The organism is Halonatronomonas betaini (genome assembly GCF_015666175.1).
Classification (GTDB): domain Bacteria; phylum Bacillota; class Halanaerobiia; order Halanaerobiales; family Halarsenatibacteraceae; genus Halonatronomonas; species Halonatronomonas betaini.
The window spans coordinates 22103-43664 of record NZ_JADPIE010000010.1 but is presented as its reverse complement, the minus strand read 5'-3'; the positions used below and the strand labels follow the sequence as shown (position 1 = coordinate 43664).

Here is a 21562-nt window from a genome sequence, read left to right as displayed (position 1 = left end):
ACTAATTAATCCCCCCCAAAAATAAATAGACTAGTTGCTATTTTTTGCTATAGTAATCTGTTGATTTTACATCATATATAGGTATTTCAGGAAATAAACTTTTTAGTTCTTCTCTTATTTCTTTTGAATCCAGATCTCTTCCTTCTGGATTATGTGGATTGACTGTGATTGCAGCCAGATTAATCTCTTTTAATACTTCAATTTTAACCTGATTCCTTTTAAGTAAGCCTAAATATCTCTTCCTTAAAAATACTCTAGTACCATCCTGAATAACAACTTTAAAGTTTCTGCATCTATGATCTTCAGATAGTTTCTGCCCGAGACTATCGGTTAAAGCCCCTGATAAAACCAGGGTTTTAGAAGTAGTTTGATCTGTTGATATTTTTTTTAATTTCTTATCTAATTCTCTTGATATACCTAAAGAACTATTAGATTTTAGCTCAATGAGATTTTTAATTTCAGGGTTACTATCTCCATCTCTGCTTTCAACTTCTACCAGCCAGCCCCCTGGTAATTCTTTATTCTTACTCTGATGCTGACTAATTAATTTTTGATAAATATCTCTTTCTTCATCAGATTGGACCCTGGGTAGAAGCAGCTTTTTAACAGCCAGTGAAGTTTTATCTATAACTCCAGCAATATCTGGAGCAAGAACTGCCCCTGTGGCCAGTATTGTTTTATCAGATAGTCCTGGCAGAGATGAACTTTTTCTATCCAAAGCTCCATCAACAATCAGGTATTCAACCTTTTCAGCTAAGAACTTTTTGATTTTTTCCAGATTACTAATTCTATTGACGCCTGCAAGTTCTATCTCTTTATTAAAGAAACCTGTATTCTTATAGATATTAACTCTGCCTAATGTTGTTGAAATATCAGTTGTTTTATAAACCTGAAACTCAGTATTTAGATCTGCTTTAACATTTTCTGCTGTAACAAAATAGGTCCCGGAAGGTATAGTTATTCCTGGTTTTTCTTTATTTGTAACTGCATCTATCTCTTCCCCATCCCTGCCAAATGAGACCAGTCCGAGTTGATAGCCTTCATGGGCTAACTCTGATACAAGCTGATTAAAGGCCACTGTTTTACCGGCATTCTTTGCCAGTCCAATTAATGAGATAACTTTTATATCTGAATTTTTGTTTTTTATTAAAATTTCATCTATTAACTTTCCAGCCATTTCTTCACTCCTTTATAGATTTAATAAGAAAGGAACCAGAATTGGGACCAAGGTCGAAAGAATTACTCCATTGATAAAGGCTGGAATGACTATTGCCTCACCACCAGATTCCCTTAATAAAGGCAGGGTGACATCCATTGTTGTCGCCCCTCCTGGTCCAATTGCCGGGATTCCTCCTAAAAATCTTGATATCAGTGGAATGGAGATTAAAGCCAGCAACTCCCTGATGATATTTGTTAAAAATGCCAGAGAGCCTAACTCAACACTATGTAAATCTGTGAGCATTACTGCTGAAAGGCTATACCAGCCAAAACCAGCACCGACTGCTGCTGTTTCATTGGCAGCCAGACCAATTATGGTTCCGGAAATAACAGCACCTAAAATACTTCCTAATGCTACAAATAAAGGAATTATGATTAAACGGATTCCTAATGCTCTGATCTGGTTAAAAATCAATCTATTCTGGCCAATATCTATGCCAACACCTAAAAGTAAGATTGCCAGGGCGGCTACAGTTAGATTTTCTAATACTGGCAGAACTGTCTGGGGCAATAAGAGCCAGCCAGTAACTAATCCAGCTATGACTATAGCCATTATCTGGCCTGTCAGTTTTAAAGCTCCACCATTTTCAGCTGTAACCATCTCCTGATAGCCATCAACTGAGCCTTCCTTATGATCCAGAGCTGCTTTTAGATAAAATGAAAATAGATAAAGAAAGATTACACTTCCTGCAATAGCACCAACTGCTATGACAAAGGCCTGAAAACCTATCTGACCGAGATCTGCTATGACTTCTTCATCGGCACCAATTCTAGTTCCCATGATAAAGATTAAAACCATCAGACCAAAAAATATTACCAGATCTGAAGCTTTACTTACTCTTTTATCCTGATGTCGCCAGAAACCAAATAAAAAACCAGCTACTAAAAATGCCACAATCAACCAAAGATTCATATAAATCCTCCTCTAGTCTCTTCTATCTTTAATAAATATGCAAATTTTATACCAACTTTACTGAAATCTCTAAACTTCGATATTATATTTTTTCAATTTATACTGGAGAGATTGTCTGGATAGATCTAATTCTCTGGCAGCTTTAGTAATGTTATTGTCTGCAAGTTCTAAAGCTTCCTGAATAAGCTCAACCTCTATCTGTTCAAGGTAATCTGATAATGATGAAAGGTCTTTAACTGAAGGAATCTCTTCTAATTTATTTTCTTTTTTCTTTTCAGAGAAACTATTTTGATTTAATTTCTTCTGGAGATATTCTGGTAAAATTTCTAGATCAATGCAGGAACCATCCTGGCAGAGATTAAAGCCACATTCGATCATATGCTTTAATTCCCGGACATTGCCTGGCCAGTGATAGTTTTTCATCTTATTTAAAAGCTGTTCACTTATTCCATTAAGATTCTGCCCGAACTTTTGGTTGAAATTAGATATAAAGTAGTCAGCTAATACTGGAATATCATCCTTTCTCTTTCTTAAAGGCGGGAGTTCAAAGGAGACAACACTAATTCTATAAAATAAATCCTGGCGGAGAGTCCCTTCTGCAAAGGCCTGGTCTGGACTCTGATTCATTGTTGAAATAACTCTAATATCAACATCTATCTCTTTTTGTCCACCAACTCTTCTAACTTTCCCTTCCTGGAGAACTCTTAATAATTTTGCCTGGAGATCATAGTCTAAAGAATTAATTTCATCCAGGAGAATTGTTCCCCCCTCTGCCTGCTCAAAAAGCCCGGGTTTAGAATGAGCTCCAGTAAAGCTACCCTTTTCTGTTCCAAATAAAAGACTTTCTAGAAGATTTCTAGGTAGAGCTGCACAGTTCTGAGCAATAAAGGGCTTATCGACTCTAGGACTGGCATTATGAATTCCCTGAGCAAATAATTCTTTGCCAGTTCCTGTCTCACCAATTATTAAAACTGAAGAATCATTCTGAGCTGCTCTAATCCCTGATTTAATGAGATTCTTAAAGTGTTTTTCCTCCCCAATTAGATCTTTAAAGGTATATGTCGTATTATTATCTTTAACCTGATTGGATTTTAACTTTTTCTGGTTATAAAATTTATTTCTTAAATCTGAAACATTTTCAACCATTTCCTGAAGGTGAGTGATATCCCTGGAAATCTCCATAGCTGCCTTGCTACCATCTGCAAGAACTAATGGAAAGGTTTTATTGATCGTTGTTATCTGCTGGCCTTTTTTATTAACAAAAGTCTGCTGTTCATTATTATATGTCTTTCTATTATTTAAAGTCTGCATCAGGGTGCTGCTTTCATATGTCAATGAAGGAAAAGCCTCAAATATATTTTTATCCAAAACTTCTTCTGGCTTTAGTCCATCAAGTTCTGATGCCCTTTGATTATATAAGATTGTTCTACCCCGTTGATCAACTATATGCATGCCTTCATCCAGAGAATTAACAATCTGTTGCCAGATTTCACCATTCAATAATTTTTCGCCATCATCGGTCATAATAATATCATCAAGCTTAACCATCTAATATTTCCCCCTATAATAAAGTGAATATTACCTTTCTAATTATTACTATTCAATTTTAATTTAAAAATACCTGCTTTTAGTGCAAAATATTTTTCTAAAAGCAAAATATTTTTCGTGTTTATTAGTCTTAAGTTTTTATGATATTATTATATTCGAGGAGGAAATATAATGAATAATAGATTATTTTATAATTGTAATTTAAGAAAAGCTTATAATGACTGGGAAGAAGATGCTGCTTTTTTAGTGAAAAATGGCAGAGTTGTTGCGACTGGAAATAAAAGTTCACTCTTAGGAGAATGGGGGGATCTACCTAAAGTAGATCTTAAAGGAAAGACTGTAACTGCAGGCTTTAATGATTCCCATCTCCATTTATATCAACTGGGGAAAGATATTCAAGCTCTGGACCTTTCAGATGTCAATTCTTTAAGTGAGTTAAAAACAAAAATTGTTAAATGGCTAGAAAATAAAGATAGTGATAAATTGTTAAGAGCAGTTAGATTGCATGATCAAAACCTACCTGGCGGGAGACTGCCTGATCGCAAGGTTCTTGATAATTTAGTTGATGACAGGCCATTAATTATAACCAGAGCCTGCTATCATGCTGCAGCTTTAAACTCTAAAGCTCTGGAATTGGCCAATATTAATAAGAATACTGAAGCACCAGAAAGTGGCCGGATTGGAAGATATAAAGATGGTCGACCAGATGGCCGGCTTTATGATAGTGCCATAGATCTTTTAGAGGATAACCTACCAAAGCCAGAGCCAGAATCAGTTGTTAAAACTCTTGTATCAGCAAGCAAGAAACTCCTGGCTCAGGGAATTACATCAGTTGGAACTGATGATCTTAATGCTATAAATAGGCCTGATCTTATGCTCTCAGCTTACAATAAATTAATTGAAAACAGGGATAGTTTTCCGAGATTATGGCTACAGCAAAGGGTCAATTCTTTAAAGGAAATAGAATGGCTAAATAAAAATAACTGCCAGACCGGTCAGGGTGATTACTGGAAATTGCACGGGCCTTTAAAGATTATGTTAGATGGCTCCCTCGGAGCCAGGACTGCTGCATTAAGCAAGCCTTATTCTAGTAGCAATTCTAATTATGGAGATTTATTATTAACTGAAAATAAGCTGATCAATTTATTGAATACAGCTGCTGAATATGGTTTCACAGCTGCAATTCATGTTATTGGCGATAAGGCGTTAGATACAGCTTTAAATGCCATGGAAAAGGCCAGTGAAAATGGTTTTGAAATTAATGAATCTTTACTAATCCATTGCCAGATTTCAAGGAAAGAGCAACTATCCAGACTTGGAGATTTAAATATGAACCTGGCTATCCAGCCTGCCTTTGTTGCTACAGACTGGAAATTTGTTGAAAAATATGTAGGCAAAGACCTGGCCAGTAATTCATATGCCTGGAAGAGTTTAATTGATAAAGGGGCCTGTCTGGCTGGAAGTTCTGATGCACCAATTGAACCTATCAACCCTCTCTGGGGAATCCAGACTGCAATAACCAGACAGGATAAAGATAATAAACCTGCTGCTGGCTGGAGACCTGATGAGAAATTAGAACTGGATATGGCCTGGGATTTATTCACCAGCGCAGGAGCGATGATAAGCGGAGAAAACAATTATAAAGGCGACTTAAAACCAGGTCAGCTGGCTGATTTTGTGGTGCTTTCAGATAATCCTAATAAGGTTCCAGCAGAAAATATCTCAGATATAAAGGTTACAGCTACTTATCAGCATGGTGAAAAAGTTTATTCAGACTCTGAATCAATATAATTTCTATAAAGATAATTAGTGGTCATAGCTGAAAGCATTGCACCATAGCCCAGTTCAAAGGTGATTAAATCTCCAACTTCCAGTTCTTTTTCTGAGTCTGTTACATCAAGGAGAAGGTGATCGCTGCTGGCCCCAATTACTTCAATACCTTCAATAGTTGGCTTAACTCCATCAGGTCTGACATCCTGACGGCCAACTTCCAGGATTGCTCTAAGCCTGGTGCCTTTATCTTCAAATTCTGGCTTCTGGCCAAAGGCATCATGGCCTATCTCTCCTGTTGGAACTGATGGCTTATTTTTCAACTCAATTATCGGGGCTGTCAGGGTGATATTCTGCCTGTTAAAACCCATTAAATCTCTTTGATGGGTTACATCGGTTCCCTGAATGATTCCTTCACCAATTCTAAAATGGTTGATTCCTCTGGGAAGTTCATCTCTTTCTAACAGGATTGATGTGGCGGTATTACCTCCTGAGATAACTGGAAGTTTACAATTTAGAGTAGTTTCCAGTCTATCTCTTAAATCTACAAGAACCTTTGTATTAGTTGAAGTTGGCAGCACTCCACCATAGCAACCTACATTTGTTCCTATTCCTAATACTTCTATTCCATCCAGTTCTAGAGCTTCCACTAGAAAATCAGGAAGGTCATCCTGCATTACACCTTCTCTTAGATCACCGACATCTACCATAATTATAACTTTATGCTTTTTATTTTTAGTTATGGCTGCTTTAGAAAGGGCTTTAAGAGTCTTTAATTCGGTATTAAGACTAATGTCAGCATATTTAATTACATCCTCTGCCTCCCCGGGATGAGGTAATCTTAACAGCAGCATTTCAGCTTCTAAACCTGCTTCTTTAAACTTTTTTAAGTTTTGGATTCTTGAATCTGCAAGCTGCTCTATCCCACCTTCCAGAAAAGCTCGGGCAACCTTGAGGTCTCCGGCAGCACCTTTTGCAACTCCAGCAAGTTTAACACCACTGGCAGCACATTTTTCTCTCATCTGGCTGGCGTTTTCTCTAATCTTATCTAAATGAATATTTGTACAGGGATATTTAGTCATTATTTATACCTCCAGTTTATTATTGCTTTCCTATCTATTATAACAATAAATTATATGAAATTGCCAGTCCAGTTGCTAGCAGAAAGAAAATTTAACTGGCATAAAAATTGCATTTAATATTACTATGATCATAAAAATTTAAAACCAAACCTAATTAGGGGGAAATTTTATGCAGGAATATAAGAAGATTGATCTCTGGAAAGATGTTAAAGAATCTGACTGGAAAGACTGGCGCTGGCAACTAAAAAATCGAATTTCTGATGTTGAACATTTAAGTAAAGTTATTGATCTAACAGATCAGGAAAAGGAAGAGATAGATCAGGCTCTAGGAAAATTAAGAATGGCTATAACTCCTTACTATGCAAGTTTAATTAATAATGATGATCCTGATTGTCCGATCAAAAAGCAGGCTGTACCAGTATCCGAGGAATTAAATCTTGGAAAAGCCGATATGGAAGATCCTCTCCATGAAGATGTTGATTCTCCGGTACCAGGTTTGACTCATCGCTATCCTGATCGTGTTCTTTTACTTGTAACTGACCAGTGTTCGATGTACTGCAGGCATTGTACCAGGAGGAGATTTGCCGGCTCTACTGATGAATCTCTACCATTAGGAAAGATTGAAAAGGCTATAGATTATATTAGAGAAACACCAAGGGTTCGAGATGTTCTGATTTCAGGTGGAGATGCTCTTTTAATCTCCAATAAAAAACTGGAAAAGATAATTAAAAAATTAAGGGAGATTGACCATGTAGAAATTATTAGAATTGGATCAAGGACCCCTGTTGTCATGCCACAGAGAATAACTCCAGAACTTGTGAATATGCTTAAAAAATATCATCCAATTTATTTGAACACTCATTTTAATCATCCTGATGAAATCACACCTGAAACAGAAAGAGCAGCCCAATTACTGGCAGATGCAGGTATTCCTGTTGGTAACCAGTCTGTTCTTTTAAAGGGTATTAATGATAATCCAAAAATTATGCGGGAATTAGTTCACGGTTTATTAAAAATGAGAATTAAGCCGTATTATATCTATCAGTGTGACCTATCACAGGGAATTGAACATTTTAGAACCAGAGTCGATAGAGGTATTAGTATTATTGAATCTTTAAGACAGCATACAACTGGTATGGCTGTACCAACATATGTAATCGACGCACCTGGTGGAGGAGGCAAGATTCCTGTCAATCCACAATATTTAATATCCAGATCACCTGGAAAAGTCGTACTCCGTAATTTTGAGGGCAAGGTATTTGCCTATACAGAACCTGGTTATGAAGCTAAAGAAGATCATATTCCGGAACATACTGGGGGAGTCAGTTTGCTGGCTGAAAATGATAAATATAGTTTAGATACTAAAAAGGATAATGTAAAATAAAATAATTTATAGGGGACTTCTCTGTTTATTGACATAATAAGGCTATGCCTATACAATTAGATTAATCGATAGGAGGTAATAGCAGATGTTAAATATACTTGCAATTAAGGGAAGTCCCCGTTCTAATAGTAATAGTAGCTTTATGCTGGATAAAATTATAGATGGCTGTAAAGAAAAAGCAGTAACTGAGAATATAGAAATATCTGAAAAAATAATAAAACCTTTTATGATGGATATTAAAACCTGTACTGCCTGTTTCAACTGTGATAAGACTGCTAAATGTGTATTCAATGATGATATGACTGAGTTGTTAAAGGATTTTGATAGAGCTGATATAGTTTTACTTGCTTCACCTATTTATTTTAATGGTATGCCCTCTCATATTAAGAAAATGATTGATCGCTGCCAGCCGATCTGGGCCAGTAAATATGTGCTGGAAGAACCTATTATAGATAGGGATAAAAAAAGAAGATCTGTTTTGATCGGAGCAGCTGGAGCTCCTGGTTACGAAGACCAATTCATTGCCTTAGAGAAAGTAACTTCTTTATTTTTTAGAGCGATAAACGCAAAAAAATTCACTCAATTTTTATATCCCAATACTGATGACAATCTAATTTCTGAAGATGAAGAATCCTTAAATAAATTAAATCAAATTGGCAAAGATCTGATATCTGAATTTGTTGATGATTAATTCTTCAATTAGAGCAGGAGGATATTATGGTTTCAAGGATCGATAAAGTTATAAAAGTTGAATTAGAAAAGATTATGCGAGAAAGCCAGAGCTTAAAGAATAAAGAGTTTTCTTTTAAAGCAAATCAACCTGTTGCAGAAACTTTATCAGATATTGATAATCTTATTAATGATTTTGGGGAATTATTTACTAAAGATCAACAAGCATTTTTTCAAAACTGGATTGCATCTGAATTACCTTTAGATCAAGAATTAACATTACAACTGATAAAATTTATATCAGAAAATCCTGATTCTAATATCAAGAGATTGATAATAACTTCTGCTAATTTTTTAAGTAGTAATAATCTTTCTGTAAAAAATTTCTTCTTAAAGATTTTGAGTTATGAAGATCAATTGATTGAAAATTTTAATATTAATAGCCTATCTGACCTTATTGAATTTTTAAATAAAGGCGGTTTTTCAGATATAATTACTCATTCAAACAAAATTTCTTCTGCTATTGGAATAGCTTTGTTAAATCAGATATCTAATTTAAGTAAAGATAATGCTCTAGATTCGATGATTAATCAAATTATTGAGCTTGAAATAGAACAAAATTTACTAAATGATAATAAAATATTTGCTGAAAACTCCTCAAATAAAAACTATTTAGCAATTGATAGTTTTGCTGATGACTTCAGAGAAATCTCTATAGGAAATCAATCAACTGATAATTTTAATATTAATAATCTATCTGAACTTATAAAAACCCTTAATAAAGGTGGATTTTCATATACATTTTCCAAATCAAACTCACTTTCTTCTGCTATTGGAATAGCTTTGTTAAATCAGGTTTCAAAGTTAATCAAGGAGGATATAATGGCTGCAAGAATAAATCAAGTTATAAAATTTGAATTGGAAAAAATTATTCAAGATAACCATAGCTTTATTAATGATAATCTATCTATTAAAGCAGATCAAGAAAGTCCAGAATTATCATCGGCCCTTGATAATCTAATTAATAGTTTTGGAGAATTATCTACTGAAAATCAAACATTATTTTTTCAGAGCTGGCTGGCTTCTGAGTTACCTTTAGACCCAGAGTTAGTAGTGCCTTTAATTGAATTCATCTCGGAAAACTCTGATTCTAATCTTCAGAGATTATTAATAAAAGCTGCAGCATTTTTAGATAGAAATAATCTCCCTGTAAGAAAGTTCTTTCTAGAGGCTTTAAGTTATGAAAATCAATTCCCGGATAATTTTAATATTAATAATTTTTCTGAATTTATAGAATTTCTTACTGAAAGTGATTTCACAAGTTTATTTGCTGAATCAGACAATCTATCTTCTGCTGCTAGTTTAACTATGCTCAATCAGGTTTCTAATTTAAGTGAGAATCAACAACTTCTATTATATATTGAATTACCTCTATTTATAAATGATGAAAAAAATACTCCAGATAAATTGTATTTGAGAGTTACAAGAGATGCTAAAGCTGATAAAAATAAAGAAAATAAGAGTTATCAATTAAGCTTTATTATTGACCTTTCAGAAAAATCTACGGTTAAAGCAGATATCAACATTTTAAATAAAAAAATCAAAGCTAATTTTATCACTACCAGCGCTAATTTAAAGGAATCTATTGATAACAATTTAGAAACTTTAAAAGATAATATTGCTAGATCAAATTATAATCTAGTCACTATTGAGACTAAAACTATTGATGAAATCAATAATTTAGAATTAAGGGAAGAAATAATTACAGAAACTATTGATATAAAAGATGATCTAAGTATTAAAGAAGTCATCGATAAATATCGGCATATTGACATTAAAGCTTAAAAAGGATGATAATAATGACTAAAAAGAATAATAGAGAGCAGCAGGCTGCTGCCCTTGGTTATGATCTTGAAAAAGATTCTGCCCCTAAAATACTGGCCAAAGGTAAAGGCGATATAGCCGAAAAGATTTTAAAGAAAGCTGAGGAGAATAATATCCCGATTCAGACAGATAAAGATCTTGTTAAAACTCTACTGGCCCTGGAGATTGGCCAGGAAATCCCTGTCGACTTATATCAGGTCGTGGCAGAGATATTGGCTTTTATTTATAGTTTAGAGGAGGAAAATTAAACACCTTTACCAAAGTTACAATCTGGATAAACACAAGTTTCACAGGATAAACATAAGCCTCCATGACCATAGGCTGCAATATCTGCTCCAGTTAGTCTTTCATTGATTGCAATTCTTGGCAGCATTAGATCAAATACTGTTGTTTTAGAGAACATTACACAGCCAGGCAATCCAACCAGAGGCGTATCATTCTGATAACCTAACATAAACATTGCCCCTGGTAATACTGGAGCGCCATAGGTTATTACTTCATCAGCTGCATTTTTAATTGCTGCCGGTGTTAAATCATCTGGATCTACTGACATACCACCAGTGCAGACTACTATATCTACCCCTAAAGCAATTGCCTCTTCTATAGCTTCTGTAATTAAAGCTTTATCATCGGTTACTAACTTTTTATGGACTGTTTTGATATTATAATTAGAGAGTTTTTCTTCAACAACTGGTGTGAATTTATCTTTTATTCTACCATCATAAACTTCACTACCTGTTGTGATGATAGCTGCTTTTTTACTTTCATATGGAATAACATCAACTATTTTATGATTTTTTATTTCTGTTTCAACTGCTTCAAGCTCTTCTTCAGCAATTAATAACGGAATAATCCTGGTTCCAGCTAAATAGTCTCCCTCTTTAACCGGTGTATAATTATGTCTGGTTGCCATCATTAGTTTATCTTTGATATTTATTTTAAATAAAAGTTCTTTATCAATTTTTAACAGACCATCTCTGGCTGCATAGAGATTGATTTTTCCTTCTGATGGCTCTGATCTGTTAACATTCTTGCCCTGGCCTAAATCTGCCAGCCTGGCTGCTGCTTCATTCTCATGGAGATAGCCTGGTTTTTTCTCCCAGATATAGATATGCTTCTTGCCTAAATCAAGTAGATGGGGGATATCTTCCTCTTTAATAATATCGCCTTTTTTAAAAGCAGGCCCTTTATTTTCTCCTGGTTTTATTTCAGTTATATCATGTGCTAAAACATGTCCTACTGCATCTTCAACTGCTAATTTTTCCAATTTAGTGCACTCCCTCATTATTAAAATTATATGGCTCTAAAAATATATCGACATTTCCACCACAGATTCCACCAGTTTTAGCCGAGGTATCATTATCCATTTTGAAATGAAGTTTAGTTGGTTCTTTTCTATTATCTTCAAGCATCTCTATTGATTTTTCAATGACTTTTGCTTCAGCAGGGCCTCCTCCAATAGTTCCGGAAATTGAGCTATCAGGCCAGACCAGCATCTGAGCTCCTTCTTCCCTAGGTGAAGATCCATGGGATTTAATGACTGTAGCCAAAACTACTGAAAGTTTTTCTTTTTCTGCTTCAACTAATTTATTGACTATATCTAATTCCATTAGTTAGACCGCCTCCTCTTTATCATTGCAGCCATGATAGATACTGCTATTTCAGCCGGTGTTTCGCTATTAATCTCTACTCCTATTGGAGCATCTACCTGCTCGAGTCTATTTAAATCAAACTCTTCTTCTTTTAGATCGTCAAATAATAATTTAACTTTTCTCTTGCTACCTATCATGCCCAGGTAATCCCAGTCGCCAGAAATAACTGATTTTAAGACATCATAATCATGTTTATGACCTCTGGTCACGATAACTATATAATCACCTGGTTGTGGTTGATAGTTATCAAGAAATTCAGCAAAACTCTGGCAATGATGTTCCTCTGCATCTGGAAAATTATCTGGATTATTGAAATCAGCTCTATCATCTATCACCTCTACAGCAAAATCATTCATTGCTGCAATTTTTGCCAGTGGTTGGGCCACATGGCCGGCTCCAAAAAGCATCAATCGATCTATCTTTTGGAGATTTTCAAGATATACTTCTACCTCGCCATTTTGACTGCTGAATTTATCCAGAATAGGTTGATTAATGTTTTTGTATTGTTTGAATATATTTTTGAAATAATCAATATCAATCTTGGATTTATTTTTTATATTTGATATCCAGTTATCTTCAGTAATTACAAGGCGGTCAGATTTATCGAAAAGAGAAAACTTACCTGAAAAATCTCCATCAATAAAAGTTGCAATAAGACCAGCTTCACCGCTTTTTATTAAATTCTGTAATTCTTTCCAAAAAAACTTATTCATTATTTATGAGACCCCTTTCATATTATCTGAATTATACCAGTAAAAAATTGCTTCAAGGACTCCTCCTGCTATTGCCAGGGCTTTATCTGAAATATAGTAACAATAATTTTCTTCAGATCTTGGATCAACATCAGCCAGCTTTGTGCCTGCTTTGACTTCGATACCTGGCTTTAAAAGGCCTCTTATAACACCTGATATCTTTGTTTTTAAAATTATATTTTTTACTTTACCGATTACCTCTCCTGTATTAACCTTCTGGCCTATCTGACAATCTGATTGAAAGGTTCCGGCTTCAGGTGCATGAATTACCCTTTCATCTGTATAACCATTGACATTGCCTGGACTTCCTGTGTTTTTCGCAGTAGACCCTTCATAAATAACCCTGCCTAAATGATGACCACGATTGGTTTCTACAGCAAGATGACAATTTTGATTAATTGTAAAGCCAGGACCTATTCCAATGACCAGCCTGGCTTCATCTATTGTCTGATCAGTCCTTTCTTTTAACATTCTGCCATCAATGATTATATCAGGTTTGAATCTGGATAATAAATCTTTTTGGTTAGTTGTAATAACCGGTACTGACCCCTCACTCCAGCATTCTTCTGCTTCTTCGATATTTTTTACTTTAGTGCCTCTAACACCCTCAACTTCTAGCTGGCCCTGATAAATTGCACTGGCAAAGGAGACAGTCCTTCTTATTGCTGTTGGTTCTGGTTTTTCTACAATCAACAGATTAAAACCTGCCCTATTTAATCTATATCCTATTCCAGAGGCTAAATCTCCGCCACCTTTTAGCAGAACTTTAATATCTTTTAAATTTATTATATCCACTATTAAGATACTCCTCTCTATTACTATGATAGATTATTTCTGGCTTTTTTCGATAATTGACTGCGGTAATTGATTTTAAATTATCAAGCTTAATATATTCTTTAAACAAATAGTCAATCAAAGAGCTCGAAAAACCTAATATATTGCTGTCAATTTGAGTTAAGGTAAATCTTATCTGCCTGGCATTTTTAAATCTATTATGACCCCAATTTAGTGGGTTGTAGAGCATTTTATAACTACTAAGAGATGGTTTTTTGTTACTATGTTCAAATAAATCGGCTCTATGCATTATTCTCTTATCAAAATTCTTATTAATTGATCTTTTTAATGGACTTAACCCCTGGAGCAAAAATAAATTATCAATAGTTTCTGGCAGGACTGGTTCATGGTCTGCAGGTATTTTTATCGATCTATTTGCTGAACCATCGGCTTCTACTAAGTAATAGAACTCTGGAAACTCTTTGGCTATTGCTGTCAACCATTCTGGATTTAAACCAAGCAATTTTTCACCTTTAAACCTGCTTAACGAATGTGGTTTTTGGGCTGAAGCCAGAACCAGGACTTGTTGATTAGAATAACTGGACCTGGAATATTTAGCAACTTCATCATATAATTCTTGATAACTATTAATAAATGCTACTCTATGGGGAATAGATTCAGGCTTCAGAATTGCTGTTGTTGTTGAAATTATGGTATTATGATAATTCAACCCCCTGGCCAATTTATTTATTGTTGTAGTTTTGCCTCCGGCTCCAATAAACCAGTTTAGTTCACCTGGTCTAATCTCCCATAAATCTATTAAACCTTTCTTATTTCTCATTAGACACCCCCGTTCGTTATATCTGATTTAATATAACGATATCTAAAAAAATTTCTCCTCTAACTCTTTTAAACTTTTTTCTGCTTCTTCAATAAATCTTGAATAATCTTTTAACAATTTTCGGCTTTCTTCAGTTAAACTGGAGCCGCCTCCACCTTTGCCCCCTGCCTGAGCAGAGATAAGCTTAAAGCCAAGTCGCCCTTCTAAGGTTTTTATTAAGTTCCAGGCCTGGCTATAGGACATATTCATCTTTTGGGCCGCTTGATGAAGGGATCCTGTCTGCTCTATTAATTCAAGAATTTCTTTAGGCCCCTGACCAAAAACCTTGTCTTCCTTTTCTAACCAGATTTTATAGTTAACTTTATATTGGCTCAAATTATCACACCCTTAAGAATGATGATCTGAATAATACTTCTGATAATCTTCATAATAATCTAAGTCTATAATTACGCCCTCTTTATCGACATTATAATATTCAATATCATCTTCATATTTATCTAAGAGAGATCTTAAGCCACCTTCAGGATCGCCATCTTCTCCTAATTTATGGATCTCCGGGATGAGTTCAGCTGATATTATTAAAGGATGGCCTCGTCGCTTTTTATAGCTTGGAACTAAAAGGAGTGGCTCTTCTTCTTTAAAATAATTAATAAGCTTATTGTAAATCCCGGTAGTTACAAGGGGCTGATCGGCCAGCATAAAGAGTAAACCTGTTGTAGTCTCTGGAAGATTCTGGATTCCTGTCATAACACTACTGAACATACCCCTTGTATAGTCAGGATTAGTTAGAAACTGACAGTTGTAATCTGATAATTCTCTTTTAATTCGATCTGATTCAGCACCAAGAACTACCCGGATCTGTCCTTCCAGCCTGGATTCCTGTATATTTTTTATTACTGTTCCAAGAATGGTGCTATCCTCCCAGGGTAATAACTGTTTAAGTTTACCCATTCTACTTGCTTCACCTGCTGCTAGAATTATTGCTGAGATCATCTTTATCAACCTCCATGCCTGCTACTTCAACATTAATAGCCTTGACATCTATTCCTGTAAATCTCTCAAGAGAATTGGCCAGATTATGCTTGAAATCATTTAAAGCCTCATGGATTACATATCCATACTTGATTATAACTACTACAAATATGGTCATGCCGTCTTCTTCTTTTGAGATTCTAACATTTCTAAGCTGACTTATAATATCTGCCTGATCCGAGATATAATAAACTACATCTCTAAATACTTTATTGTAGACTATCAGGCCACCTAGATAATTAAATCTGGCTCTAACTACTGTACTCTCTCTGGCCAGGTCATCCTCTTCCCGATTAAATAAAACCTTTAAGGAGTCGATAAAATAGCCGAGGAACTGGCTTTTTACTTCAATTGTCGGAACAGGAATAACATGTTTGTTTTCCCGGGCCCTTGTTTCAATAGCCCGGGCTATTTCATCTTCTGAAGCAATATCTTCGATCATTATCATTTCCGTTATTTCTGGTAACTCTAATCTGGAAACTATTTTTTCTACCATTTCAATAGAGGTACCAAGAACCAGAATCTTATCGGCCTGGCTTTCTCTGATAGCTTTTTTAACCTCTTCTAGATGGTCTGAATAATGAAAAATAGCTCTTTTAATAGCAGCAAGTCTACTATTTTCCTTTTTAGCTGAGGAACCGCCAATAACTTTGCCATCATGGATTAAAAGACCATCATCTAAAATCAAAGGAATGTCATAGTCATAGGCCACAACTCTGGCTCGATGACTTTTACCGCTGCCACTGGGCCCAACAAGTGCATATACTTCCATAGCAATCACTTAACCGAAGATCGATAATAGGACGCCAGCTGCAACTGCTGAACCTATTACTCCTGCTACATTTGGCCCCATAGCATGCATCAAAAGGAAGTTTGATGGATTTTCCTGCTGGCCAATTTTCTGAACGACTCTAGCAGCCATTGGAACTGCTGAAACCCCGGCTGCTCCTATTAAAGGATTGATCTTGCTCTTGCTGAAATAATTCATGATTTTAGCAAGGATAAGGCCTGTAGCTGTACCAAAGGAAAAGGCCACAACACCAAGAACAAGGATAAGTAATGTATCTGCCTGAAGGAATCTATCTGCTGAAGCACTTGCTCCAACTGCTACTCCAAGAAAGATAGTAACTGTATTAACCAGAGCATTTTGAGCAACATCACTTAATCTATCGACTACCCCTGCTTCTTTAAAGAGGTTACCTAGCATTAACATTCCAACCAAAGGAGCTGAAGCTGGAACTAATAGAATTACAATTACAGAAACCATTATTGGAAAGATAATCTTTTCTTTCCTGGAAACAGGCCTGAGCTGTTCCATTTTAATCTTTCTTTCTTCTTCATTAGTTAAAAGTTTCATAATTGGTGGTTGAATCACTGGTACCAGGGCCATATACGCATAAGCTGCTATGGCTATTGCTCCTAGATATTCAGGTGCCATTAAACTTGATAGATAAATAGCAGTTGGCCCATCGGCCCCACCGATAATACCAATTGGTGCTGCTGCCTGACCTGTAAAGCCCAGTAAAACTGCACCGAGAAAAGTTACAAAAATACCAAATTGAGCGGCAGCACCTAAAAGTAGACTTTTAGGATGGGCGATAAGCGGACCAAAATCTGTCATCGCTCCTACGCCTAAAAAGATTAACGGCGGAAAGACACCTAAGGCGTTACCCATATAGAAATACTGGAATAAACCAGCCGGTTGGTCTGATGTTGCTTCTGCCATTAAACCGGTCATTGGCAGGTTGACTAAAAGCATACCAAAGGCTATTGGGATAAGTAATAACGGTTCATATTTTTTGACGATTCCTAAATATAATAGTACAAATGAAACTACAATCATTATAATTTCTCTATAACCAATAAGGACTAAGCCTGACTCGCTAAAAAAGTCGACCAATGTTGAAAACAAAGTCTTAACCTCCTTTTACTGGGCCTACTCTATCTTTAAAAGAGGGTCACCAGAGTCTACTGAATCTTCAGCAGCAACCATAATCTCAGTTACTTCTCCTGCTGCTGGAGCATATATCTCATTTTCCATTTTCATTGCTTCTAAAACAACTATTAGATCTCCCTGACTAACTTCTTCACCTTTTGATACTTTTACATCAATAATTTTACCTGTCATTGGTGCTTCAACAACTCCACCACCGGTAGCTGCTGGTTGTTGTTTTTTGGCTCCTGCTGCTGACTTTTTAGATGCTGGTGCCTGTACTCTTTCAGACTTTTGAGCAGGCTGTGCAGGTGAAGGGTTTGAAGAACTGGTAGCACCTAATTCTTCGACTTCAACTTCATATGTTTTTCCCTCTACTGTAATTTTAAACTTTTTACTCATTAAGATATTTCCTCCTCAATAATTATTTCTTTCTACCGCCTCTGGCCTGCTGGCCCCAGGCTGAAATATTTTCTTGATGGTCTTTAACTCTTAAAATCTTAAACTTTTTATCTGGACCGTAAAAGCTTTGAATTGAAGCTGTTATTACTGCCAGAATTTCTGGATCTAATGAATCCTGTTCAGGTTTAGGTTTTCCCCCTGGGTCTTTATCTGGATCTGGTTTAGCCTTTTTAGTAGGTCTATCTGAATCATTTCCATTAACCAGCCTTTCCATTATTTTAATTGAAACCATTAATAAAAATAAGATACTAAAGACAACAATCATACCAACCAATGCTATCTGAACTCCAGCAACCAGAGTTTCACCTAAAGTCATTTCTGCCAGAGTTTCTGCATCTCTAATTAATTCTAGAGGTGACATATTCTCCCCCTTTCAATTCTTGAAAATATTTATACAGGAAAATTACCATGTTTTTTATCTGGTAATTCATCTTTTTTCTCTTTGATTGATTCTAATGCCCGGATAAGTTCTGGCCTTGTATTTTCAGGCAAGATTACATCATCAACAAAACCCTGGGCTGCAGCCTGATACGGATTGGCAAAGCTTTCTCTATATTCATCTATCTTTTCCTGTCTGACTTCTTCTGGGTTGTCGGCATTTTTAATCTCTTTACGATAGATGATATTGGCTGCTCCCTGTGGACCCATAACTGCTATTTCAGCCTGTGGCCAGGCAAAGACGTAATCTCCTCCTAGATGGCTACTACTCATAGCTATATAGGCACCGCCATATGCTTTTCTTAATATGACATTTAATTTAGGTACTGTCGCTTCACTATAAGAGTATAATAGCTTTGCCCCATGTCTGATGACTCCACCATGCTCCTGTTCTACCCCAGGTAGATAACCAGGGACATCAGTTAAAGTTAGTAGTGGAATATTAAACGAATCACAGAAACGGATGAAACGAGCCGCTTTATCTGAGGAATCAATATCAAGGCAGCCTGCTTTTACTTTTGGCTGATTGGCTATGATTCCAACACTATGGCCACCTAATCTGGCAAAACCAACAACAACATTGGCTGCAAAATAAGGTTGGACTTCTAAGAAATCTTTATCATCAACTACTAGTTCTATAACATCTCTTATATCATAGGCTTTATTTGGTGATTCTGGTACAGTAGTTCTTAGTACTTCCTCAGTTCTATCAAGGGGATCTGAGGTTTCTTTAAATGGAGGTGACTGCATATTATTGTCTGGAATAAATGACAATAATTTTTTGATTCTATCAAAGCAGGCATCTTCATTATCATCGAGGAAATGTGCTACCCCGCTGAACTGGTTGTGAGCCATGCCACCGCCGAGGTCTTCCGCAGATACTTCTTCCCCGGTAACAGATTTAATAACCTGAGGGCCGGTAATAAACATTTTACTGGTTTTATCTACCATGAAGATGAAGTCTGTTAGTGCAGGTGAATAGACTGCACCTCCGGCACAGGGACCAAGAATAACTGATAATTGAGGAATCACTCCTGAATTACGGGAGTTTCTATAAAATATTCCACCATAACCGCTTAAGGAATGAACTCCCTCCTGGATTCTGGCTCCTCCTGAATCGTTAAGGCCGATTAGTGGTGCTCCTGCCTTTTCAGCCAGGTCCATAATCTTCCAGATTTTTTTGGCATGCATCTCTCCTAATGAGCCGCCCATGGCTGTAAAATCCTGGGCGAAGACGAAGATGTTTCTACCATTAATTGTTCCTCTACCAGTAACGACACCTTCACCTGGTATCTCTTTTTCATCAAGGCCAAGATCGCCTACTCTATGTTTAACAAACATTCCAATTTCCTGAAAACTGCCATCATCTAGAAGCATATCGATCCGCTCTCTGGCAGTATATTTTCCTTTATCATGCTGCTTGTCAATTCTCTTCTGACCGCCGCCTAATTTAATCTTTTCTCGCTTTTCTTTAAGCTCTTTGAATTTATCGTCCAAAATATACCCTCCTCGTTTAATAATAATATTACTTACCATATAATTTTTATTCTAGATTATTTGCCAGTTCCCTTTATAAATAGCTATTAAATTTTTATAAATGGTATCTAAAAATACTTTGTGAAATTTGCTCAAAGATACCGCTTGGTAACCGTCGGGTAACCGCCAGGTCCCTTTGAATATGTATCCAAATATATCGACTTTCTCTTTTATTATATTCTATGTCAGCTTAACTTACAAGCGTTCATATAAACGAAAGAGCGGGGGAATCCCCGCTCCTTTTATCATTATTCAATATTTTGCTATTATAGGAATACAAAGTAGGCAACAAAGACTACACCAAGAACGTATACAAGCCAGTGGACATCCTCGCCCTGGCCGGTAAATAATTTGATCAATGGATAGACAATAAATCCAACAGCAATACCGTCAGCAATTGAATAAGTAAATGGCATAACTACCATTGTCATAAATGCTGGCAGGATCTCTGTATAATCATCCCAGTCTAATTTAGTTATATTTGTCATCATCATGGTACCAACAATAATTAAGGCTGGTGAAGTAGCTGCTGCTGGTACAATTCCAACTATAGGCATAAAGAATAATGACAGGAAGAATAAGAATGATACTACTACACCTGTTAAACCGGTCCTACCACCTTCAGCTACACCTGAAGCTGATTCTACATATGTGGTAACTGTACTGGTACCAAATAGAGCTCCACCGGTGGTACCAATAGCATCTGCCAGTAAGGCTCTGCTTGCTTTTGGAAGGTCTCCATTTTCATCAAGATAACCAGCTTGCTGACTGACACCTACAAGGGTTCCTGCTGTATCAAAGAGATCAACAAACAGGAATGAAAGAATAACAGCAATTAGACCAAAGTCAAAAACAGCAGCAAATTCTAATTCAAATAAAACTTCATTCCAGGCAGCAAATGTTGGGAATTCTATAATTCCATCCGGCATTGGTGTTACTCCATTTATAAAGCCAAATAAAGTTGCACCTAAGATACCCCAGAGCAAAGCACCTTTGATTTTAAGGGCATATAAAATACCAGAAAATACAAGTCCCACCATAGCTACTAAACCTGGTCCTGAAAGAACTTCACCAATAGTTACTAATGTAGCGTCATAACCTACTACTAATTCTGCATTCTGGAATCCTATAAATGCAATAAAGAGGCCAATACCTGTTGAAATACCGGTTTTTAAGCACATAGGAATTGAATTTACAATCATTTCTCGGACCGGGGTAACACTTAAAGCAATAAATAATAATCCTTCAAAGAATATAATACCAAGCGCTACCTGCCAGGCAACGTCCATACCTATTACAACTGTATAAGCAAAGAATGCATTTAGACCCATTCCTGAAGCCAGAGCAAATGGATAGTTAGTTAAGATTGCCATTGCCAGTGTACCGAGTATTATACCGGCAATAGTTGCAATAAATACACCTTCAAATGGCATTCCTGCATCACTTAAAATTGAAGGGTTAACAAATATAATATAGGCCATTGTCATAAATGTAGTAATACCTGCAATAACTTCTGTCTTAACATTTGTGTTATTTTCTCTTAATTTAAAGACATCATTCAAAAAGCCTTCCTTAGCTGGTTCTACCTGACTGTCTTTTGCCATCTTTTTTATTACCTCCTTGTATTGTCTATGACACCAACATAATCAGAATTAACTATTATATATTTTTTTT

22 protein-coding genes are annotated in these 21562 nt (G+C 36.0%); 5 read left to right on the top strand and 17 right to left on the bottom strand.

What is annotated here, in order from left to right; all coding sequences use genetic code 11:
• Positions 1–37: 37 nt before the first annotated feature.
• The 3 genes from kamB to I0Q91_RS13790 form a co-directional block, all read right to left on the bottom strand.
• Positions 38–1177 (bottom strand): lysine 5,6-aminomutase reactivase subunit KamB, encoded by a 1140-nt coding sequence (kamB, locus tag I0Q91_RS13800; RefSeq protein ID WP_270455247.1) that lies wholly within the window; start codon positions 1175–1177, stop codon positions 38–40.
• Positions 1178–1189: 12 nt separating this feature from the next.
• Positions 1190–2131 carry a LysO family transporter gene (locus I0Q91_RS13795; protein ID WP_270455246.1) on the bottom strand — a complete coding sequence of 314 codons (942 nt, stop codon included), beginning with the start codon at positions 2129–2131 and terminating at the stop codon, positions 1190–1192.
• 69 nt (positions 2132–2200) lie between these two features.
• Positions 2201–3679 carry a sigma-54 interaction domain-containing protein gene (locus I0Q91_RS13790; RefSeq protein WP_270455245.1) on the bottom strand — a complete coding sequence of 493 codons (1479 nt, stop codon included), beginning with the start codon at positions 3677–3679 and terminating at the stop codon, positions 2201–2203.
• 171 nt (positions 3680–3850) lie between these two features.
• Between I0Q91_RS13790 and I0Q91_RS13785 the strand changes: the two genes are divergently transcribed.
• Positions 3851–5470, top strand: a complete 1620-nt coding sequence (locus tag I0Q91_RS13785; RefSeq protein ID WP_270455244.1) for an amidohydrolase — start codon at positions 3851–3853, stop codon at positions 5468–5470.
• On the opposite strand, the gene I0Q91_RS13780 is transcribed toward I0Q91_RS13785, so the two are convergent.
• Entirely contained in the window at positions 5446–6531 is a 1086-nt protein-coding gene (locus tag I0Q91_RS13780; protein WP_270455243.1) for an alanine/ornithine racemase family PLP-dependent enzyme, read from the bottom strand. The two genes, I0Q91_RS13785 and I0Q91_RS13780, sit on opposite strands and share 25 nt — an antisense overlap.
• 169 nt (positions 6532–6700) lie before the next feature.
• Between I0Q91_RS13780 and kamA the strand changes: the two genes are divergently transcribed.
• From kamA to I0Q91_RS13760, 4 genes are all read left to right on the top strand, one after another.
• Positions 6701–7915 (top strand): lysine 2,3-aminomutase, encoded by a 1215-nt coding sequence (gene kamA / locus I0Q91_RS13775; protein ID WP_270455242.1) that lies wholly within the window; start codon positions 6701–6703, stop codon positions 7913–7915.
• 85 nt (positions 7916–8000) lie between these two features.
• Positions 8001–8606, top strand: coding sequence for a flavodoxin family protein (locus I0Q91_RS13770; RefSeq protein ID WP_270455241.1), 606 nt, complete (start codon positions 8001–8003; stop codon positions 8604–8606).
• A 26-nt stretch (positions 8607–8632) separates the two neighbouring features.
• The gene (locus tag I0Q91_RS13765) at positions 8633–10429 is read left to right on the top strand and encodes a hypothetical protein (protein ID WP_270455240.1); all 1797 of its coding nucleotides are present in this window, start codon (positions 8633–8635) and stop codon (positions 10427–10429) included.
• Between the two features lie 14 nt (positions 10430–10443).
• Positions 10444–10716 (top strand): EscU/YscU/HrcU family type III secretion system export apparatus switch protein, encoded by a 273-nt coding sequence (locus tag I0Q91_RS13760; protein WP_270455239.1) that lies wholly within the window; start codon positions 10444–10446, stop codon positions 10714–10716.
• On the opposite strand, the gene I0Q91_RS13755 is transcribed toward I0Q91_RS13760, so the two are convergent.
• From I0Q91_RS13755 to I0Q91_RS13695, 13 genes are all read right to left on the bottom strand, one after another.
• Positions 10713–11735, bottom strand: coding sequence for a molybdopterin-binding protein (locus I0Q91_RS13755; RefSeq protein ID WP_270455238.1), 1023 nt, complete (start codon positions 11733–11735; stop codon positions 10713–10715). The genes I0Q91_RS13760 and I0Q91_RS13755 overlap by 4 nt on opposite strands.
• A gap of 1 nt (position 11736) precedes the next feature.
• Positions 11737–12078: an XdhC family protein gene (locus tag I0Q91_RS13750; protein WP_270455237.1), complete on the bottom strand. Its 342-nt coding sequence runs from the start codon at positions 12076–12078 to the stop codon at positions 11737–11739.
• Positions 12078–12833, bottom strand: coding sequence for an XdhC family protein (locus tag I0Q91_RS13745; protein ID WP_270455236.1), 756 nt, complete (start codon positions 12831–12833; stop codon positions 12078–12080). Before I0Q91_RS13745 ends, I0Q91_RS13750 begins: the two co-directional genes overlap by 1 nt.
• A gap of 3 nt (positions 12834–12836) precedes the next feature.
• Positions 12837–13667, bottom strand: coding sequence for a selenium-dependent molybdenum cofactor biosynthesis protein YqeB (yqeB, locus tag I0Q91_RS13740; protein WP_270455235.1), 831 nt, complete (start codon positions 13665–13667; stop codon positions 12837–12839).
• The gene (gene yqeC / locus I0Q91_RS13735; protein ID WP_270455234.1) at positions 13639–14487 is read right to left on the bottom strand and encodes a selenium cofactor biosynthesis protein YqeC; all 849 of its coding nucleotides are present in this window, start codon (positions 14485–14487) and stop codon (positions 13639–13641) included. Before yqeC ends, yqeB begins: the two co-directional genes overlap by 29 nt.
• A gap of 42 nt (positions 14488–14529) precedes the next feature.
• Positions 14530–14862, bottom strand: coding sequence for a winged helix-turn-helix domain-containing protein (locus I0Q91_RS13730; protein WP_270455233.1), 333 nt, complete (start codon positions 14860–14862; stop codon positions 14530–14532).
• Positions 14863–14874: 12 nt separating this feature from the next.
• On the bottom strand, positions 14875–15480 hold the full coding sequence (locus I0Q91_RS13725; protein ID WP_270455232.1) for a nucleotidyltransferase family protein: 606 nt from the start codon (positions 15478–15480) through the stop codon (positions 14875–14877).
• Positions 15449–16291, bottom strand: coding sequence for an Asp23/Gls24 family envelope stress response protein (locus I0Q91_RS13720; RefSeq protein WP_270455231.1), 843 nt, complete (start codon positions 16289–16291; stop codon positions 15449–15451). The genes I0Q91_RS13725 and I0Q91_RS13720 overlap by 32 nt, the downstream gene beginning before the upstream one ends.
• Before the next feature lie 9 nt (positions 16292–16300).
• Positions 16301–17431, bottom strand: a complete 1131-nt coding sequence (locus tag I0Q91_RS13715; RefSeq protein ID WP_270455230.1) for a sodium ion-translocating decarboxylase subunit beta — start codon at positions 17429–17431, stop codon at positions 16301–16303.
• A 24-nt stretch (positions 17432–17455) separates the two neighbouring features.
• Complete coding sequence (locus tag I0Q91_RS13710) at positions 17456–17854, bottom strand: biotin/lipoyl-containing protein (RefSeq protein WP_270455229.1); 399 nt, start codon at positions 17852–17854, stop codon at positions 17456–17458.
• A 22-nt stretch (positions 17855–17876) separates the two neighbouring features.
• Positions 17877–18275, bottom strand: a complete 399-nt coding sequence (locus I0Q91_RS13705) for an OadG family protein (RefSeq protein ID WP_270455228.1) — start codon at positions 18273–18275, stop codon at positions 17877–17879.
• A gap of 29 nt (positions 18276–18304) precedes the next feature.
• A complete protein-coding gene (locus I0Q91_RS13700; RefSeq protein ID WP_270455227.1) occupies positions 18305–19849 on the bottom strand; it encodes an acyl-CoA carboxylase subunit beta in 1545 nt (514 codons plus the stop codon).
• Positions 19850–20154: 305 nt separating this feature from the next.
• Positions 20155–21492, bottom strand: coding sequence for an NCS2 family permease (locus I0Q91_RS13695; RefSeq protein ID WP_270455226.1), 1338 nt, complete (start codon positions 21490–21492; stop codon positions 20155–20157).
• Positions 21493–21562 lie beyond the last annotated feature (70 nt).

Bases quoted from the DNA above. Each gene is read 5' to 3' on its own strand.
- I0Q91_RS13745 (WP_270455236.1), bottom strand. From the start codon at position 12,833: ATGAATAAGTTTTTTTGGAAAGAATTACAGAATTTAATAAAAAGCGGT.
- I0Q91_RS13780 (WP_270455243.1), bottom strand. From the start codon at position 6,531: ATGACTAAATATCCCTGTACAAATATTCATTTAGATAAGATTAGAGAA.
- I0Q91_RS13695 (WP_270455226.1), bottom strand. From the start codon at position 21,492: ATGGCAAAAGACAGTCAGGTAGAACCAGCTAAGGAAGGCTTTTTGAAT.
- I0Q91_RS13720 (WP_270455231.1), bottom strand. From the start codon at position 16,291: ATGGAAGTATATGCACTTGTTGGGCCCAGTGGCAGCGGTAAAAGTCAT.
- I0Q91_RS13710 (WP_270455229.1), bottom strand. From the start codon at position 17,854: ATGAGTAAAAAGTTTAAAATTACAGTAGAGGGAAAAACATATGAAGTT.
- I0Q91_RS13765 (WP_270455240.1), top strand. From the start codon at position 8,633: ATGGTTTCAAGGATCGATAAAGTTATAAAAGTTGAATTAGAAAAGATT.
- I0Q91_RS13790 (WP_270455245.1), bottom strand. From the start codon at position 3,679: ATGGTTAAGCTTGATGATATTATTATGACCGATGATGGCGAAAAATTA.
- I0Q91_RS13725 (WP_270455232.1), bottom strand. From the start codon at position 15,480: ATGATCTCAGCAATAATTCTAGCAGCAGGTGAAGCAAGTAGAATGGGT.
- I0Q91_RS13705 (WP_270455228.1), bottom strand. From the start codon at position 18,275: ATGTCACCTCTAGAATTAATTAGAGATGCAGAAACTCTGGCAGAAATG.
- I0Q91_RS13785 (WP_270455244.1), top strand. From the start codon at position 3,851: ATGAATAATAGATTATTTTATAATTGTAATTTAAGAAAAGCTTATAAT.
- kamA (WP_270455242.1), top strand. From the start codon at position 6,701: ATGCAGGAATATAAGAAGATTGATCTCTGGAAAGATGTTAAAGAATCT.
- yqeC (WP_270455234.1), bottom strand. From the start codon at position 14,487: ATGAGAAATAAGAAAGGTTTAATAGATTTATGGGAGATTAGACCAGGT.
- I0Q91_RS13795 (WP_270455246.1), bottom strand. From the start codon at position 2,131: ATGAATCTTTGGTTGATTGTGGCATTTTTAGTAGCTGGTTTTTTATTT.
- I0Q91_RS13750 (WP_270455237.1), bottom strand. From the start codon at position 12,078: ATGGAATTAGATATAGTCAATAAATTAGTTGAAGCAGAAAAAGAAAAA.
- kamB (WP_270455247.1), bottom strand. From the start codon at position 1,177: ATGGCTGGAAAGTTAATAGATGAAATTTTAATAAAAAACAAAAATTCA.
- I0Q91_RS13770 (WP_270455241.1), top strand. From the start codon at position 8,001: ATGTTAAATATACTTGCAATTAAGGGAAGTCCCCGTTCTAATAGTAAT.
- I0Q91_RS13760 (WP_270455239.1), top strand. From the start codon at position 10,444: ATGACTAAAAAGAATAATAGAGAGCAGCAGGCTGCTGCCCTTGGTTAT.